The organism is Ruegeria sp. CH10, from assembly GCF_056537125.1.
Map to the genome: position 1 here is coordinate 1,146,778 of NZ_JBQFQY010000001.1, position 15,873 is coordinate 1,162,650.

Consider the following 15,873-nt stretch of genomic DNA (forward strand, 5'->3'; position numbering starts at 1 on the left):
CTCTTACGCCTCCAGGATTTCAGATGCGCGCAGAACGCCTGCGCGAATGCGTTGGTAGGTGGCACAGCGGCAGGCATTGCCATGCATGTAATCGTCGACCTCTTCCGCCGTGGGCGACGCGTTTTCGCGCAACAGTCCCACGGCGCTCATGATCTGGCCGGATTGACAATATCCGCATTGGACAACGTCCAGCTCAAGCCAGGCCTGCTGAACAGCAGCACCGATCTTGTCCTGCTCCATCATTTCGATGGTGGTCACCTCGCCACCCTCGACATCTTCGATATAGGTCTGGCACGACCGCACGGGTTCCCCGTTCAGGTGAACGGTGCACGCCCCGCACGAGGCGACACCGCAACCAAACTTGGTTCCGGTCAGTTTCAGCTCATCCCGGATCACCCACAGCAGCGGGGTGCCCGGTTCGGACGTGACCTGATGGGTCTTGCCATTCAATTTCAGGGAAATGGTCATGGATGGGGATCTCCTGTTGGGGGAAGACGACCTGTCTGGTGTAAACTCAAGAGTGTACCCTAGCGCAAAAGTTCGAAAAGTAAACGGTAAAGTTTACAGCCTGCCAAAATGCCGATAGGTTGCCCGCAGACCAAAGCCGGAACGACATGGACACGCCCACTTCTCTGACCCAGATCAAACGAGAGCAGATCATCAAAGCTGCCATTGCCGAATTCCAGGAACGGGGATTCAGCGATGCCAGTATGGATCGCATTTCAACGCGGGCCGAAGTGTCAAAGCGAACGGTCTATAAGCACTTTGAAAGCAAAGAAAACCTGTTTTCCGCCATCGTTGAACTTATGTGGGGACGCATGGCGGCCGAACTGGACATAACCTATTCGCCCGCGCGTGACATCCGGCAGCAACTGACCGAACTGGCCGAAGCCGAGGGCCGGCTTTTCGTCTCGTACGAGGTCATGGGAACCGCGCGGATGCTGATCAGCGAAAACCTGCGCAACCCCGAGGTGGTCCAAAACAGCCAGATGAAAATCGATGCCCACAGCGTGTTCAGCCAGTTCCTGTCTGACGCCGCAAAAGCAGGTGCGCTGCATATCGAAGACCCGGATGCCGCGGCCCAGGAATTTGTGGGCCTGCTGAAAGCACGTGCCTTTTGGCCGTATGTCTTCTCGGACGCGGTTATCAGTGCAGAAGATATGCAAAAGGTGATCGACAGCACCGTGGAAATGGTGTTGTGCCGGTATGGGGTATACGGCCCTTAGATCATGAATGGCGGCCTTCATGCCCGAAATGCCGCCCACCGCAGACGGCTTCAATACCATCCCCTGTTCCTGCATTTCTCGCTTAAGTCGATAGCCGAAACCCTTGGTATTTTCGTCACACGCGACATGCCAGTTTTACAAAACGCACGAGACCTCTTTCTCGGACCAAAACAAGGTTGTTAAAACCACTGCATTGAAAACAAGAAGGTATTCCTGTTGGAATGGCACGTATTTTTGCTTTTTTGCTCGTCGTTTTCTGCACTTCGTCAGCATGGGCACAGGACGTCACGCGTTACCTGACAATTGAACCGCCTGCATCCTGGATCAACAAGATAGATCGCCCAGAAGCAGGGTTTCCTTTGGGCCGGGACCGCGAAGTCATGTATTTGCTGGTCGACACCCAAATCAGGCATAGCGAATCCGATACCCATGCCTTTCTGCACTACGCCGAACAACTGACGACCCCCAACGCGGTGGAAGAAAACTCATCCCTCTCGATAAGGTTTGATCCCAGTTATCAGGTTATTTCGTTCCACCACCTGCACCGCGTACGTGATGGCGTAGTGTCAGATATACTGGACCGCTCACTGTTCGACATGTATCGCGCGGAAGTCGACCGTGATAAGCTGATTTACAACGGCGAAATGGTGCTGTCCTACCTAGTCCCCGATGTGCGCGCCGGAGACATTCTGGACTATTCCTACACCATCCACGGCCGGAACCCTGCGCTGGGTTCAGAGTTTTCAGCCCGTGTGCAACTGCAATACGGCGCACCGGTTCAATACCAATACAAACGCGTACTCGTCCCTGACCACACCGAAATACAGGATCGGTCTTTCAGAGACCCTCGCCTCCCCGCCATCTCGGACATTGGGGATGAGACCGAATACCTTTGGGTCCAGGACAACATTCCGGCGATTGATGTCGATGACGACTTGCCCAGCTGGTATATACCATACCCTACGACATACCTCAGCAGCTATGACAGCTGGGCGGCAGTCGGTGCACATTTCGCGCCCTTCTATGACGTCAGCAACCTGCAATCCGCCGAGTTGCAGCAAATTGCCACCGAAATCCGAAACAAGCACGTTTCCAACAAAGACCGTCTGCGCGCGGCCCTGGATTTCGTCCAACGTGAAATCCGCTATCTTGGCATAGAAATCGGACCGGGTGGCTTTGTACCGCGTCAGCCAGATCAGGTTCTGCGCAACCGGTTTGGTGACTGCAAGGACATGGTCGTCCTTCTTATCGCTTTGTTGGCCGAGCTTGGGATTGAGGCATCTCCGGTATTGGTTGATTTTGACCACCGGCACGCGATTGAGGATTTTCCGCCCTCTCACAGTGCATTCGATCATGTCATTGTGTCAGCTGTGCTTGCGGGCCGAACCTATTTCCTTGATCCGACGCGCGGTGTGCAACTGGGCGATCTTGATCACCTTCAGCAGGCCGATTTTGGAAAAGGTCTTGTCGTTGCAGAAAATGGCCCCGGCCTTGTTCCAGTCGAAGCGCCCAAGCCCGAGCTGTACAGGGATTTCACCGACACGTACGACGTGGTGTCTGACCCCGACACGATAACACTGACCAGCGTTTCCAGATACCGCATGGGTTCTGCGGACGCGATGCTGTCCTGGTACCAAAAGCTGGGACCAAAGGCAGCCAACAAGTCCTTCCTGGAATTCTACCAGAACAGCCGTCCACAAACCGAAGCAATTGCCGATCTGCAGGTCGACATTGACGAAACCGCGGGTGAGCTGGTCATTACGGGGCAATACCGCATTCCGGGGGCCTGGAAAGACAGCGACACACCTGATGTCAACGAGTTCTATGCCGATACGGGTGACCTGCTTTTCGACATGCCCAATTTTGTAGGCGCTGCGCGCACCATGCCGTATGCACTTTCGCATCCAACGCGGACCAGACAATCGATGCGTTTTTTGCTGGACGACACTTGGGCCATAGACGCTGCCGAGCAAAGCTTTGAGCAACCAGCATTTGAATACAATCGCACCGAGCACTTCCTGAACGACGTATATACCAAAGAAATAACCTATATCTCAAAAGCAGACAGGATTACCGCGAGCGATTTTCCTGCTTCCATGGCAGACATTCGAGACGCCCGGAACGACACACAGGTTTCTCTTACAATTGACCTTTCGCATGACGCCGTCGCTGCGAACAATTGGTTGGACGACACCGAAGACGGCATGCTGGCCGTCTATGTGTATTTCTTTGGGGTTGGCCTGATAGCGTTAACCGGTGCCGTTCTGACACGAAACAGGGATGTGGAATGGCGCAAGGATCAGGTCTATCACCCGGTATCAGTTACCAAATTCATCGTGATGACGATCGGAACAATAGGTGTCTATCCGACCTTCTGGAGCTTTAAGAACTGGCAATGGATCCGAGATGTCGGGGAACAGCCTGTATCTCCGTTCTGGCGGGCTGTCTTTAACCCAGTCACAAATTTCAGTCTGTTTGCCCGTATCGCGGCCTGGTCGGACAAGACTAAAACCCATCACAGATGGGCAATGGGGCTGGCTGCAATCCTGCTCGTGGGGACTATCTTTTCGTGGTACGAACCCGATTTGGACTCGGATGTATCGGATTGGCTTCTGCTCTTTACATGCGCAACCCTGCTGGCCTGGCTTCCGATGGTGGTGCAGGTGAAAAAGCTGAATTCCGATTACCCGGTCGTCATTCGCAAGAACTCCAGATTCGGCTGGCCCGCCATTGGCGTACTTGTTTTGTGCGCGCCTTTCTATGCCATGATCGCATTGATCATCATGGACCCCAGCCTGTAGATTGTGCGCGCCTCAGATTCCGGTCGATCTTGCAAACCATTTGCGCAGTCTTTCTGCAATGCACCCAGGAAACGCCGATTTATTAAGCAGAAGCGCCGATCAGCAATAAGATCAGCGCTTTTGAAATTGTCCCGGGCACCCCCTCGGCCCACCTGACTGGCTATGACCCAAAATCTGACCGTTGTCGTGGTCGAACAAAATCAGGACCGCGCGCTTGCTATTGTCGATGCCTTGAAGGATTCCGGTGATGTGGACGTCTTTGTGATTGGCAACGTATCGGGGCTTGCGCGCAAGATCGCCACCCACAGCCCCGACATCGTGCTGATCGATATCGACAACCCATCCCGGGACATGTTGGAGGAGCTGACCGTTGCCTCAGGCCCGATGGAGCGTCCGGTGGCGATGTTTGTATCCGGTGCCGCAGGCGGTCTGGCCAAGGCCGCAGTCGAGGCCGGGGTTTCGGCCTATGTGGTGGACGGTCTCCAGACCGAGCGCCTGAAACCCGTGATGGACACCGCTATCGCGCGATTCCAAATGCTGCGTCAGATGCGTGTGGAATTGGAAGAGACCCGCCGCGCACTGCAAGAGCGTAAGCTGATAGATAGGGCAAAGGGCTTGCTGATGAAGGCAAAAAACCTTCAGGAGGACGAAGCTTATGCCTTGTTGCGCAAAACCGCGATGAACCAGAACCGGCGCGTGGCGGATGTCGCTGAGGCTTTGGTGACAGCATCGGGGTTGTTGTCATGAGAACCGTCAGCCTGCCCGTCGCTTATATGCCGCTGGTCGACGCTGCGCCCTTGATTGTGGCCCGCGAGATGGGGTTCGATCGTGCAGAGGGGATCTCGCTTGATCTGCGGCCTGCCCCCTCATGGTCATCGTTGCGCGATATGCTGGCCTTTGGCCATGTCGATGCGGCACATCTGTTGTCTCCGGTTCCTGTGGCAATGGCTTTGGGTCTTGGTGGCATCGCGACACCGTTGTCGGCTGTGTCCGTTCTTTCCCTGAATGGCAATGTCATTGGTGTTGGAACCAAATTGGCGGCTCGGCTGGTCGATCTTGGGTATGAGTTCGACTTTAACGATGCCGAAACTGCCGGAGCGACGCTGGCAAAGGCCGCCGGTGACGTTCTGGTCTTTGGGGTGCCTTTCCCTTTCTCAATGCATGTTGAACTGTTGCGCTATTGGGTTGCAGGCACCGCACTGGCATCGAAACAGGTCGAAATCCGCACTGTCCCACCGCCACTCATGGCACAGGCGCTGGCAAGCGGTGAGATCGACGCGTTTTGCGTCGGAGAGCCCTGGGGCTCTGTCGCAGTTGATGACAATGTCGGACGTTTGTTGCTGCCTGGGCAGGCGATCTGGACCTGTGCGCCAGAAAAGGTTCTGGCTGTCAGAACAGACTGGGCCGAGACAGAGCCACATCTGCTTGGCAGCCTGATGCGGGCCGTTTGGCGTGCCGGCCGATGGCTTGCCGATCCGGAAAGCAGAGCGACCGCGTCAGATATGTTGTCACGCAAAGCGTACCTCAACCTTTCGCCCGAGCTGATCGATCGCGCCCTGTTGGGCGAATTCACGATTTCCGCAGGTGGAGAACAACGCTCGGTCAAAGGATTCGTCGAATTCTTCGATGGCGCGGCGACCTTTCCATGGCGCAGTCAGGCAAAGTGGGTCGCCCACCAACTTGCAAGACGAAACGGTTTGGACACAGGCACCGCTGAGCGACAGGCCGCCAAAGTCTTTCGCAGCGACCTGTACCGCCGGGAACTCAAATCACTGGGCGTCGAAACGCCCGGTGCATCGGAAAAACTGGAGGGTGCGCTCACCGAGTCGACTGCGGTGGCTTCGGTCAATGGCAGCCTGATTCTACCCCGAAACGTGTTTTTCGACCGCCGTATTTTCGAACCGACGGCCTAATTGTGCCCATTTTTTTCGCAGTGCAGCATTATTTCTTGCTGCATCGCAGAAAATCTCCCCGGAACTAGCGAAAAGTGATGACGCCGCGCAGGTCGGGTGGCTTAATCACTACATCGGAAGGCAACGACGCCCACCGAAGGAATTCGCCCGCAATCCCGGGCATCTGACAAGAGCAAAGCCGCTCGACCAACCGCCAACTCCTCCCGGCGGTGTGTGTCGGCGGCTTTTTTGTTTGCCCACAAGGTTGGGCTGAACCGAAAGGGATCGAGATGAAAAAGCTACTTCTGAGCCTTGCTGCAACCACGGCGCTTGCTTCTCCGGCTTTTGCTGAACTGGAGCTGGAAAAAGACGAACTGACCTTTGGCTTTATCAAGCTGACAGATATGGCCCCGCTGGCCGTGGCCTATGAGCAGGGGTATTTTCTGGACGAAGGTCTGTTCGTGACGCTTGAGGCGCAGGCCAATTGGAAAGTGCTGCTGGATGGTGTGATCGACGGGCAGCTGGACGGCGCACATATGCTGGCCGGGCAGCCTTTGGCCGCAACCATCGGATACGGGACCGAGGCACATATCATCACGCCCTTTTCGATGGACCTGAACGGCAACGGCATCACCGTCTCAAACGAAATCTGGGAAGAGATGAAGCCCAACATCCCGGTGATGGAAGATGGTCGCCCACAGCACCCGATCAGCGCCGAAGCCTTGGCTCCGGTTGTTGAGAAATACAAATCCGAAGGCAAGCCGTTCAACATGGGCATGGTCTTTCCGGTTTCCACGCATAACTACGAACTGCGCTATTGGCTGGCCGCAGGTGGTCTGCACCCGGGCTACTACAGCCCTGAAAACGTGACCGGTCAGATCGGCGCGGATGTGTTCCTGTCCGTGACCCCGCCGCCGCAAATGCCCGCGACGTTGGAGGCCGGTACGATCTATGGCTATTGCGTGGGTGAGCCGTGGAACCAGCAGGCCGTGTTCAAGGGCATCGGCGTTCCGGTCATCACCGATTATGAGCTGTGGAAGAACAATCCCGAGAAGGTGTTTGGCATCACCGTGGAGTTTGCCGAAGAATATCCGAACACCACTCTGGCCGTGACCAAGGCGCTGATCCGCGCAGCACAATGGCTGGATGAAAACGATAACGCCAACCGCCCCGAAGCGGTCGAAATCCTCAGCCGTCCGGAATATGTGGGCGCGGACTATGACGTTATCGCCAATTCGATGACGGGTACGTTCGAATACGAAAAGGGCGACAAACGCGAAGTTCCCGATTTCAACGTGTTCTTTCGCTATAACGCCACCTACCCGTTCTATTCGGACGCTGTCTGGTACCTGACGCAGATGCGCCGCTGGGGCCAGATCGCGGATGCCAAGCCCGACAGCTGGTATGATGAGGTCGCCAAGTCCGTCTACAAACCCGATATCTATCTGGAAGCCGCCCGCCTGCTGGTCGATGAAGGCCTGGCGAATGAGGCCGATTTCCCCTGGGACAGCGACGGCTACAAAGCCCCGACGCCGGCCGAGGATATCATCGACGGCATCGCTTATGACGGCCGCACCCCCAACGCCTATCTCGAAAGCCTGTCCATCGGTTTGAAGGGCGAACAGAAGATCGTCGGTTCGGACGTACAAGGCTAACCCGGAACCGCTACGCCCGGCTGCGGTCGGGCGTGGCGCCACAAGTGCCCCGCCATCGCAAGGACACAACAAATGACAACGGTCGATCCCGAATTCAACGCAGACGCCGCCAAAGAAGAACGTCGCGCCCGCCTTTTCACCCGTATCAATACCGCCGACAAATGGTTTCAGGTTCTGGGCCTCAGCTGGGCCACGCCCGTCCTGAAGGCTGCCGCCGGGGATAACCCGCGCGCACAGATGACCGAGATTTGGCGGTTGCTGATCGTTCCCCTGTTGTCAATCTGCGCCTTCCTGCTGCTCTGGGCGACACTGGCGCCCAAAGTGCAAACCTCGCTGGGCGCGGTTCCCGGACCCGCCCAAGTCTGGAGCGAAATGGTCAGCCTGAACGAGGACGCCAAGGCCAAAGCTGCCAAACGCGCCAAGTTCGAGGCGATGGTCGAAAAGCGCAATCAGAAGTTCATTGATGCGGGCCAGCCGGAAAAGGTGAAAGACGTCGCTTTCACCGGGGCTCCGACCTACTACCAACAGATTTGGACCTCGATCAAAACCGTGTTTTTCGGCTTTCTGATCGCAACGGTTGTGGCCGTTCCTCTTGGTATCGCCGCCGGTCTGTCACCGACCGCAAATGCCGCGCTGAACCCGCTGATCCAGATTTTCAAACCTGTTTCGCCACTGGCGTGGTTGCCCATCGTCACCATGATCGTCTCAGCCGTTTACGTCACCAATGATGGCTGGTTTGCGAAATCCTTCCTGATCTCGGCCATCACCGTGACCCTGTGTTCGCTTTGGCCTACCCTGATCAACACCGCGCTGGGTGTGGCATCGATCGACAAGGATCTGGTGAACGTCTCCAAAGTGTTGAAAATGAACACCTATACCAAGATCACCAAGCTGGTGCTGCCCTCGGCCCTGCCGCTGATCTTCACCGGCCTGCGCCTCAGCTTGGGCGTCGGCTGGATGGTTCTGATCGCGGCGGAAATGCTGGCGCAGAACCCCGGATTGGGCAAGTTTGTCTGGGATGAGTTCCAGAACGGCTCGTCCAGCTCTCTGGCCAAGATCATGGTTGCGGTCTTCACCATCGGCATCATCGGCTTCCTGCTGGATCGGGTGATGTACGCGCTGCAATCCCTGTTTACCTTCACAAACAACCGGTGAGCGTGATGAGTATCCTAAGCTTCAAAAACGCCTCGAAATCCTTTGGCGAAGGCACCGCGCGCACCGATGTGCTGAAAGGCATCGATCTGGACGTGCAAGAGGGTGAGTTTCTGGTGATCCTCGGCTTTTCGGGCACCGGCAAGACCACCTTGATCAACCTGATGGCCGGTCTGGACACGCCCACCGGAGGAGAGGTCACGTTCAAGGGTGCCCCGATCAAGGGACCGGGGCCCGAGCGTGGCGTGATCTTCCAGAACTACTCGCTGATGCCGTGGTTGACGGTCAGTGGCAATGTCGGGCTGGCGGTGGATACGGTCTTTCCGGGCCTCAGCAAACCCGAGAAAGCTGAGAAAGTTGCGCACTATGTCAAAATGGTGGGCCTCAGCCACGCCGCCACGCGCCGCCCGGCGGAACTGTCGGGCGGGATGCGCCAGCGGGTCAACGTGGCGCGCGCCTTGTCGATGAACCCCGAGGTTTTGCTGCTGGATGAGCCGCTGTCGGCGCTCGATGCCCTGACCCGCGCCAATCTGGCGGATGAGATCGAACATATCTGGGAGGCCGACAAAAAGACCTGCGTCCTCATCACCAATGACGTGGATGAGGCGATCATTCTGGCCGACCGTATCATTGCCCTGAATCCGGATGGCACGCTGGGGCAAGAGTTCCGCGTGTCGATCCCGCGCCCTCGGGAACGCGGGGCGATGAACAATGACGAGACGTTCAAGCGTCTGCGCGCGGATGTCACCAAATACCTGATGGATGTGGGGATTGAGGCCAAGGTCGAAGGTTCGCGCATCCTGCCGGATGTTACCCCGATCCACGGCGTGCCGACAGCGGTGGCCGAGGCGCAGAAAGGGCTGATCGAGGCCCGTTTCCTCGACTTCTCACAACTGCACAAAGTGTATCCGACGCCCAAAGGCCCTCTGACCGTGGTTGAGGATTTCGACCTGAAGATCGACAAGGGTGAGTTCATCTCGCTGATCGGCCATTCGGGCTGCGGCAAGTCCACGGTTCTGACCATGGCGGCGGGGCTGAACGACATCTCGAAAGGCGCGATCAAGCTGGATGGTCGCCATGTCGAAGGGGCAGACCCTGAACGCGCGGTGGTGTTCCAATCCCCCAACCTGTTCCCATGGCTCACCGCCAAGGAAAACGTCGCGATTGGGGTCGACAAGGTCTATCCCAAGGCCAGCATGGCCGAGCGGCAGGACGTGGTCGAATACTATCTGGAACGCGTCGGACTTGCCGATGCGATGGACAAATCCGCAAGCGACCTGTCGAACGGCATGAAGCAACGCGTCGGCATCGCCCGCGCCTTTGCTCTGTCCCCCAAACTGCTGTTGTTGGATGAGCCCTTCGGGATGCTCGACAGCCTGACCCGCTGGGAACTGCAGGAAGTGCTAATGGAGGTCTGGTCTCGTACCAAGGTCACGGCGATCTGCGTGACCCATGATGTGGACGAGGCGATCCTGCTGGCCGACCGCGTGGTGATGATGACCAACGGTCCGCAGGCGACCATCGGCAAGATCACCAAAGTCGACCTGCCACGCCCGCGGACCCGTAAGGCGTTGTTGGAGCACCCGGATTACTACGCCTACCGGCAGGAAGTCCTCGATTTCCTCGAAGAATACGAACACGGCGCCAAGCCAAAAACACCCGCCCCAAAGGCGATTGCAGCGGAGTGAAATCATGAAGCAAAGACTTGTTGTCATTGGCGCAGGAATGGCGTCGGGCAGGGTGCTGGAACACCTGACCGACGCCGCGCCGGATGCGTTCGACATCACCCTGTTCAACGCCGAGCCGCGCGGGAACTACAACCGCATCATGCTGAGCCCGGTTCTGTCGGGTGAGAAAACCTATGAAGAGATCGTCACCCATGACGACGCCTGGTATGCCGAGCGCGGCATCGCCTGTCGCTTTGGTGAAAAGGTCGCGAAGATAGACCGCGACATGAAGGTGGTCGAGGGTGAGAACGGTCACGTTCCCTACGACAAGCTGGTGATTGCGACCGGGTCTGACCCATTCATGATCCCTCTGCCCGGTCACGAGTTGGACGGTGTGATTGCCTATCGTGATCTGGAAGACACCCAGCGGATGATGGGCATGGGGCCTGACAACAAGGTGGTCGTGATCGGCGGCGGTTTACTGGGGCTTGAGGCCGCAGCAGGCATGGCCGCCCATGGCGTTGACGTGACGGTGGTGCATATTATGGGCCACCTGATGGAGCGTCAGTTGGACGAGGCCGCGGGCTACCTGCTGAAGAAATCGCTGGAAGACAAAGGTATCAAGATTTGCCTGCAGGCGAATTCAAAGGAAATCCTCGGCGCAGACGGCAAGGTGCGTGCCTTGCTGTTGGATGACGGGACCGAACTGCCCTGTGACCTACTGGTCATGGCCGTGGGTATCCGCCCCAACACGACGCTGGCGCAAGAGGCCGGGTTGGCCACGGGGCGCGGCATCCATGTGGATGACCAGATGCTGACCTCGGACCCGGATGTCTTTGCCGTGGGTGAGTGCGTCGAACATGACGGGGCGGTCTTTGGGCTGGTTGCGCCACTTTATGATCAGGCGAAGGTCGCGGCGCAGGCTTTGTTGGGACAAGAGGCTGCGTTTGCTCAAAAAACCCTCTCGACCAAGTTGAAGGTCACCGGCTGCGATCTGTTCAGTGCGGGGGATTTTGCGGATGGGCCGGGGCGCGAGGATATCGTGTTCCGCGATCCGTCGCGCGGGGTCTATAAACGGCTTGTCATCGAAAAGGATCGGCTAGTCGGCGCTGTCATGTATGGCGATACGGCTGATGGTAGCTGGTTCTTTGGCCTGATCAAAGACGGGACCAGCGTCGAAGACATGCGCGAGACGCTGATCTTCGGGCCCGCCTATCAGGGGGGCGACACTGCGGACCCTCTCTCAGCCGTTGCAGCATTGCCGCCTGAGGCGGAGATTTGCGGCTGCAACGGCGTATGCAAAGGGGATATCGTCGAGGCGATCAATGCGGGGGCCAACGATCTGGGCGCAGTGCGTAGCAGCACAAAGGCCAGTGCGTCCTGCGGAACCTGCACCGGCTTGGTTGAACAATTGTTGCAAGTCACTCTGGGCGACGGCTTCGAAATGCCAACCGCGCAGCCTGTGTGTGGCTGCACCGACCTAACACACGAAGATGTGCGCCGTCTGATCAAGGGACAGGAGTTGAAAAGCCAGGCCGCCGTCTGGCAAGAGCTCGGCTGGTCGACGCCCAATGGCTGTCATGTGTGCCGCCCTGCGATAAACTACTACCTGCTGGCCGATTGGCCGCTGGAGTATCAGGACGACCCGCAAAGCCGGTTTGTGAACGAACGCAAGCATGCCAACATCCAAAAGGACGGCACGTTCAGCGTTGTACCGCGCATGTGGGGCGGAATCACCACGCCGGATGAGTTGCGCGCTATTGCAGACGCCGCCGACAAATATGATGTGCCGACCGTCAAGGTCACGGGCGGCCAGCGGATCGACCTGTTGGGCGTGAAGGGTGAAGACCTACCCGCCATCTGGTCAGATCTGAACAATGCCGGCCTGGTCTCGGGTCACGCCTATTCCAAGGGCCTGCGCACGGTCAAAACCTGTGTCGGCACCGATCACTGCCGGTTCGGCACGCAGGACAGCACTGGCCTTGGCATCAAGCTTGAGAAAATCCTGTGGGGATCATGGACGCCACACAAGCTGAAACTGGCCGTGTCGGGCTGCCCGCGCAACTGTGCTGAGGCGACGTGCAAAGACATTGGCGTGGTCTGCGTGGATTCTGGCTTTCAGATCAGCATTGGCGGGGCCGCCGGGATGGATGTGCGCGAAACCGAATTGCTGTGTCAGGTGCCCACCGAAGACGAAGCGATTGAGGTGGTGATGGCCGTCACACAAGCCTATCGCGAAGGCGGTAAGTATTTGGACCGGCTGTACGAATGGTTGGGCAAGGTCGGCATGAACTGGGTCAAAGTGCAGGTCGTCGACGATCTTGAAAACCGTGCCGCTTTGGTGGACCGGTTCGAGCTGTCGCAAAGCATCTACCGCAAGGACCCATGGGCGGAACACGTCAAGGACAGGGCGCAGACCTACGCGCCGATTGCAGATTTCACACTGGAGGCCGCAGAATGAGCTGGATCGACATCGGACATATCGACGAAATCCCCCTGCGCGGGGCGCGGCTGGTGAAAACCCATATCGGTTGTATCGCCGTTTTCCGAACCGCCGAGGCCGAAATATTCGCGGCGACCAATAGCTGCCCGCACAAGGGCGGCCCTCTGTCCGAAGGGATCGTGCATGGCCAATCCGTGACCTGTCCTTTGCACAATTGGGTCTTTGATCTGAGCACCGGAAAAGCACAAGGCGCTGACGATGGACAGATCACAACTTACCCCGTGCGTCTGGAAAACGGTCGCATCCTGTTGGACGACAGCACCGTGACACGGCGGAGCGCCGCCTGATGGACGGCACCGGCCTGCCCGAGATTCGATCGACCTGCGCCTATTGCGGTGTCGGCTGCGGTGTCCTGCTGCGCCCGGACGGCGCCGGTGGATTGGCCGTTCGGGGTGACCCCGACCATCCTGCGAACCGGGGCCGCTTGTGTTCAAAAGGCATGGCGTTGGGCGAAACAGTCGGGCTTGACCACCGTTTGCTGGCACCAAAGGTGTCTGGCGCGGATACGACTTGGGACAATGCGTTGCAACTGGTTGCAGATCGCTTTGCCTCGGCTATCCGAACTCATGGGCCCGACAGTGTTGCCTTTTACGTCTCAGGCCAATTGCTGACCGAGGACTACTATGTCGCCAATAAACTGATGAAAGGCTTCATGGGCTCGGCAAATATCGATACCAATTCGCGGCTCTGCATGGCCTCAACGGTGGCCGGGCAAAAACGCGCCTTCGGGACAGATACCGTACCGGGAAATTACGAGGATCTGGATCAGTGCGATTTGGTTGTGCTCGTGGGATCGAACCTCGCCTGGTGTCACCCGGTTCTCTATCAGCGTATTCTGGCGGCGCGTCAGGCGCGTGGCACGAAGATAGTTGTGATCGATCCGCGCCGGACGGCCAGTTGCGATCAGGCGGATATGCATCTGGCGCTGAACCCCGGCAGTGACGTGTCCCTGTTCAATCAGCTGCTCATCAAGATTCAAGCAGGGGGGCATTTCGACAGGCAGTTTCTGGAACGGACCGCCGGGTTTTCGGATGCGTTGCGAACGGCGCGTCAGGATGACCCCGAGGTCACGGGGTTAACCCAAGCAGAAATCGACACGTTCTGCGACCTCTGGATCAAGACCCAACGCGTGGTGACGATCTTTAGCCAGGGCGTGAACCAATCGTCATCCGGCACGGACAAGGTAAATGCGATCCTGAACTGCCACCTGGCCACAGGCCGGATCGGGCACCCCGGGATGAGCCCCTTCTCGGTCACCGGGCAGCCCAACGCGATGGGCGGGCGAGAAGTCGGCGGTCTGGCCAACATGCTGGCCTGCCATCTGGACATCGAAAACGAAGCGCACCGACAGGCGGTTCAGACATTCTGGAACGCCCCGTCCATGCCGGACAAACCGGGGCTGAAAGCCGTCGACCTGTTTCGCGCCGTCGAAGATCAAAAGATCAAGGCGCTTTGGGTTATTCACACCAACCCTGCTGTCACAATGCCCGATGCGGATCGCGTAAGGACCGCAATTTCGAACTGTCCCTTTACCGTCGTAAGTGACCTGACTGTTCGCACCGACACCGCACGCCTTGCCGATGTGGTTCTTCCGGCGACGGGCTGGGCGGAAAAAAATGGCACGGTCACAAACTCGGATCGCACGATCAGCCGACAGCGCGCCGTTTTGGCAAAACCCGGGCAGGCGCGTGCAGACTGGGACATCCTTGCAGAGGTGGGCCGCCGCATGGGGTGGGAAACGGCTTTCGACTATAGCGCGCCAGCCCAGATATTCCGGGAATACGCCAGACTGTCAGCCCTTTCACAATCCTTTGGTCGAGATTTCGATATCTCCGGGTTTGCGGATATCGACGATGACGCATACGCCGCGCTGGAACCAACGCGCTGGCCCGTTGCGCCACAGGCGGAAAGCGAACGCTTTTTCGGCGATGGGCAATTTTTTCATCCCGACGGAAAAGCCCGCTTTGTGGCCGTGACCTACACACCAGCCAAGGCAGACTTGTCCGAACGGTACCCGCTGCTGTTGAACACGGGACGTAACCGCGATCAATGGCATACCATGACCCGATCCGGTCAGTCGCCTCGCCTGTCAGCGCATCTGGCTGAACCTTTTGTCGAGGTTCACCCCAAAGACGCGCAGTGTTTGAACCTTGGTCCTGACGATTTGGTCGAAGTGCAAAGCGCTGTCGGAAAGGGTATTTTTCGAATTCGCATCACAGACACCGTCAAACCCGGTCAGGTCTTTGCGCCGATTCACTGGACAGGTGAAACGGCGCCAAGTGCGCGCGTGGATGCCCTGATCCCAAGTGTGACCGACCCGATCTCGGGCCAACCGGAAAGCAAGGCAACCGCCGTGGCCATTCGCCCCATGAAAGCGAAATGGTACGGTTTTGCAGTATCGACCGCGGCCATTGCGCCAAAAGCAGACTACTGGGCGACGACCAAAACGGAAAAGGGCTACCGAGCGGAACTTGCCGGTTATCAGACCGTCCAAGATTGGGAGGCGTGCGCCCGTGAATGGTTCGGCCTGCCCCGGGCCGCATCGGTTTCAGCCGAAGACACCGAACGTGGATGGTTCCGAATTGCCTTTTCAGACGACCAGCAATTATTGGCCGCGCTTTTTGTGTCGCGTACGCCTGTCACGCTGATGCGGGATTATATTGCCACCCTGCCCGACGTCCCACCCGGCCATGTCCTGTCCGGTCGATCAGCCGACGGGTCACAAGACGCGGGCCCGATCGTCTGTTCATGCTTTCAGGTGGGACTTAAATCCATCGTCCGGGCCATCCACAACCAACAGCTTATCGCAGTGGACCAGATCGGCGCAGCGCTGCAGGCCGGAACGAACTGCGGCTCATGCCGCCCAGAACTGGCCGATTTGATCTCGAAACATGCCAAGCCTCTGAACAGAGAGCCTGAAAATTGTCGACAAGACTAAGGGGGGCAATCCCGCCGCCAGGAAAGAAGGGCCTGTTAA

General features: G+C 57.9%; 11 protein-coding genes. 10 read left to right on the plus strand and 1 reads right to left on the minus strand.

The features are described 5' to 3' along the window. Window positions 1–3: 3 nt before the first annotated feature. Window positions 4–468 (minus strand): (2Fe-2S)-binding protein, encoded by a 465-nt coding sequence (locus ACRZ94_RS05695; protein WP_480649918.1) that lies wholly within the window; start codon window positions 466–468, stop codon window positions 4–6. A 146-nt stretch (window positions 469–614) separates the two neighbouring features. Between ACRZ94_RS05695 and ACRZ94_RS05700 the strand changes: the two genes are divergently transcribed. The 10 genes from ACRZ94_RS05700 (at window position 615) to ACRZ94_RS05745 (ending at window position 15,834) form a co-directional block, all read left to right on the plus strand. Beyond that, a complete protein-coding gene (locus ACRZ94_RS05700; RefSeq protein WP_480796868.1) occupies window positions 615–1,226 on the plus strand; it encodes a TetR/AcrR family transcriptional regulator in 612 nt (203 codons plus the stop codon). Window positions 1,227–1,606: 380 nt separating this feature from the next. Further along, window positions 1,607–4,027 (plus strand): DUF3857 domain-containing transglutaminase family protein, encoded by a 2,421-nt coding sequence (locus tag ACRZ94_RS05705; protein ID WP_480796869.1) that lies wholly within the window; start codon window positions 1,607–1,609, stop codon window positions 4,025–4,027. Between the two features lie 162 nt (window positions 4,028–4,189). Continuing rightward, window positions 4,190–4,774, plus strand: a complete 585-nt coding sequence (locus tag ACRZ94_RS05710; RefSeq protein WP_480649915.1) for an ANTAR domain-containing response regulator — start codon at window positions 4,190–4,192, stop codon at window positions 4,772–4,774. Next, window positions 4,771–5,940, plus strand: coding sequence for a CmpA/NrtA family ABC transporter substrate-binding protein (locus ACRZ94_RS05715; protein WP_480649914.1), 1,170 nt, complete (start codon window positions 4,771–4,773; stop codon window positions 5,938–5,940). The genes ACRZ94_RS05710 and ACRZ94_RS05715 overlap by 4 nt, the downstream gene beginning before the upstream one ends. 269 nt (window positions 5,941–6,209) lie before the next feature. Next, window positions 6,210–7,574: a CmpA/NrtA family ABC transporter substrate-binding protein gene (locus tag ACRZ94_RS05720; RefSeq protein ID WP_480649913.1), complete on the plus strand. Its 1,365-nt coding sequence runs from the start codon at window positions 6,210–6,212 to the stop codon at window positions 7,572–7,574. A gap of 72 nt (window positions 7,575–7,646) precedes the next feature. Then, window positions 7,647–8,729: an ABC transporter permease gene (locus ACRZ94_RS05725; RefSeq protein ID WP_480796870.1), complete on the plus strand. Its 1,083-nt coding sequence runs from the start codon at window positions 7,647–7,649 to the stop codon at window positions 8,727–8,729. 5 nt (window positions 8,730–8,734) lie between these two features. Further along, the gene (locus ACRZ94_RS05730; protein WP_480796871.1) at window positions 8,735–10,414 is read left to right on the plus strand and encodes an ABC transporter ATP-binding protein; all 1,680 of its coding nucleotides are present in this window, start codon (window positions 8,735–8,737) and stop codon (window positions 10,412–10,414) included. A gap of 4 nt (window positions 10,415–10,418) precedes the next feature. Beyond that, window positions 10,419–12,854: a nitrite reductase large subunit NirB gene (gene nirB, locus ACRZ94_RS05735; RefSeq protein ID WP_480796872.1), complete on the plus strand. Its 2,436-nt coding sequence runs from the start codon at window positions 10,419–10,421 to the stop codon at window positions 12,852–12,854. Further along, window positions 12,851–13,183, plus strand: coding sequence for a nitrite reductase small subunit NirD (nirD, locus tag ACRZ94_RS05740; RefSeq protein ID WP_480796873.1), 333 nt, complete (start codon window positions 12,851–12,853; stop codon window positions 13,181–13,183). The genes nirB and nirD overlap by 4 nt, the downstream gene beginning before the upstream one ends. Further along, a complete protein-coding gene (locus ACRZ94_RS05745) occupies window positions 13,183–15,834 on the plus strand; it encodes a molybdopterin-dependent oxidoreductase (RefSeq protein ID WP_480796874.1) in 2,652 nt (883 codons plus the stop codon). Before nirD ends, ACRZ94_RS05745 begins: the two co-directional genes overlap by 1 nt. Window positions 15,835–15,873: the final 39 nt, after the last annotated feature.

What these genes read in the sequence shown, in the direction of transcription:
- ACRZ94_RS05730 (WP_480796871.1), top strand. Translation starts at nt 8,735, where the DNA reads ATGAGTATCCTAAGCTTCAAAAACGCCTCGAAATCCTTTGGCGAAGGC.
- ACRZ94_RS05700 (WP_480796868.1), top strand. Translation starts at nt 615, where the DNA reads ATGGACACGCCCACTTCTCTGACCCAGATCAAACGAGAGCAGATCATC.
- ACRZ94_RS05720 (WP_480649913.1), top strand. Translation starts at nt 6,210, where the DNA reads ATGAAAAAGCTACTTCTGAGCCTTGCTGCAACCACGGCGCTTGCTTCT.
- ACRZ94_RS05715 (WP_480649914.1), top strand. Translation starts at nt 4,771, where the DNA reads ATGAGAACCGTCAGCCTGCCCGTCGCTTATATGCCGCTGGTCGACGCT.
- nirD (WP_480796873.1), top strand. Translation starts at nt 12,851, where the DNA reads ATGAGCTGGATCGACATCGGACATATCGACGAAATCCCCCTGCGCGGG.
- ACRZ94_RS05705 (WP_480796869.1), top strand. Translation starts at nt 1,607, where the DNA reads ATGTATTTGCTGGTCGACACCCAAATCAGGCATAGCGAATCCGATACC.
- ACRZ94_RS05710 (WP_480649915.1), top strand. Translation starts at nt 4,190, where the DNA reads ATGACCCAAAATCTGACCGTTGTCGTGGTCGAACAAAATCAGGACCGC.
- ACRZ94_RS05725 (WP_480796870.1), top strand. Translation starts at nt 7,647, where the DNA reads ATGACAACGGTCGATCCCGAATTCAACGCAGACGCCGCCAAAGAAGAA.
- ACRZ94_RS05695 (WP_480649918.1), bottom strand. Translation starts at nt 468, where the DNA reads ATGACCATTTCCCTGAAATTGAATGGCAAGACCCATCAGGTCACGTCC.
- nirB (WP_480796872.1), top strand. Translation starts at nt 10,419, where the DNA reads ATGAAGCAAAGACTTGTTGTCATTGGCGCAGGAATGGCGTCGGGCAGG.
- ACRZ94_RS05745 (WP_480796874.1), top strand. Translation starts at nt 13,183, where the DNA reads ATGGACGGCACCGGCCTGCCCGAGATTCGATCGACCTGCGCCTATTGC.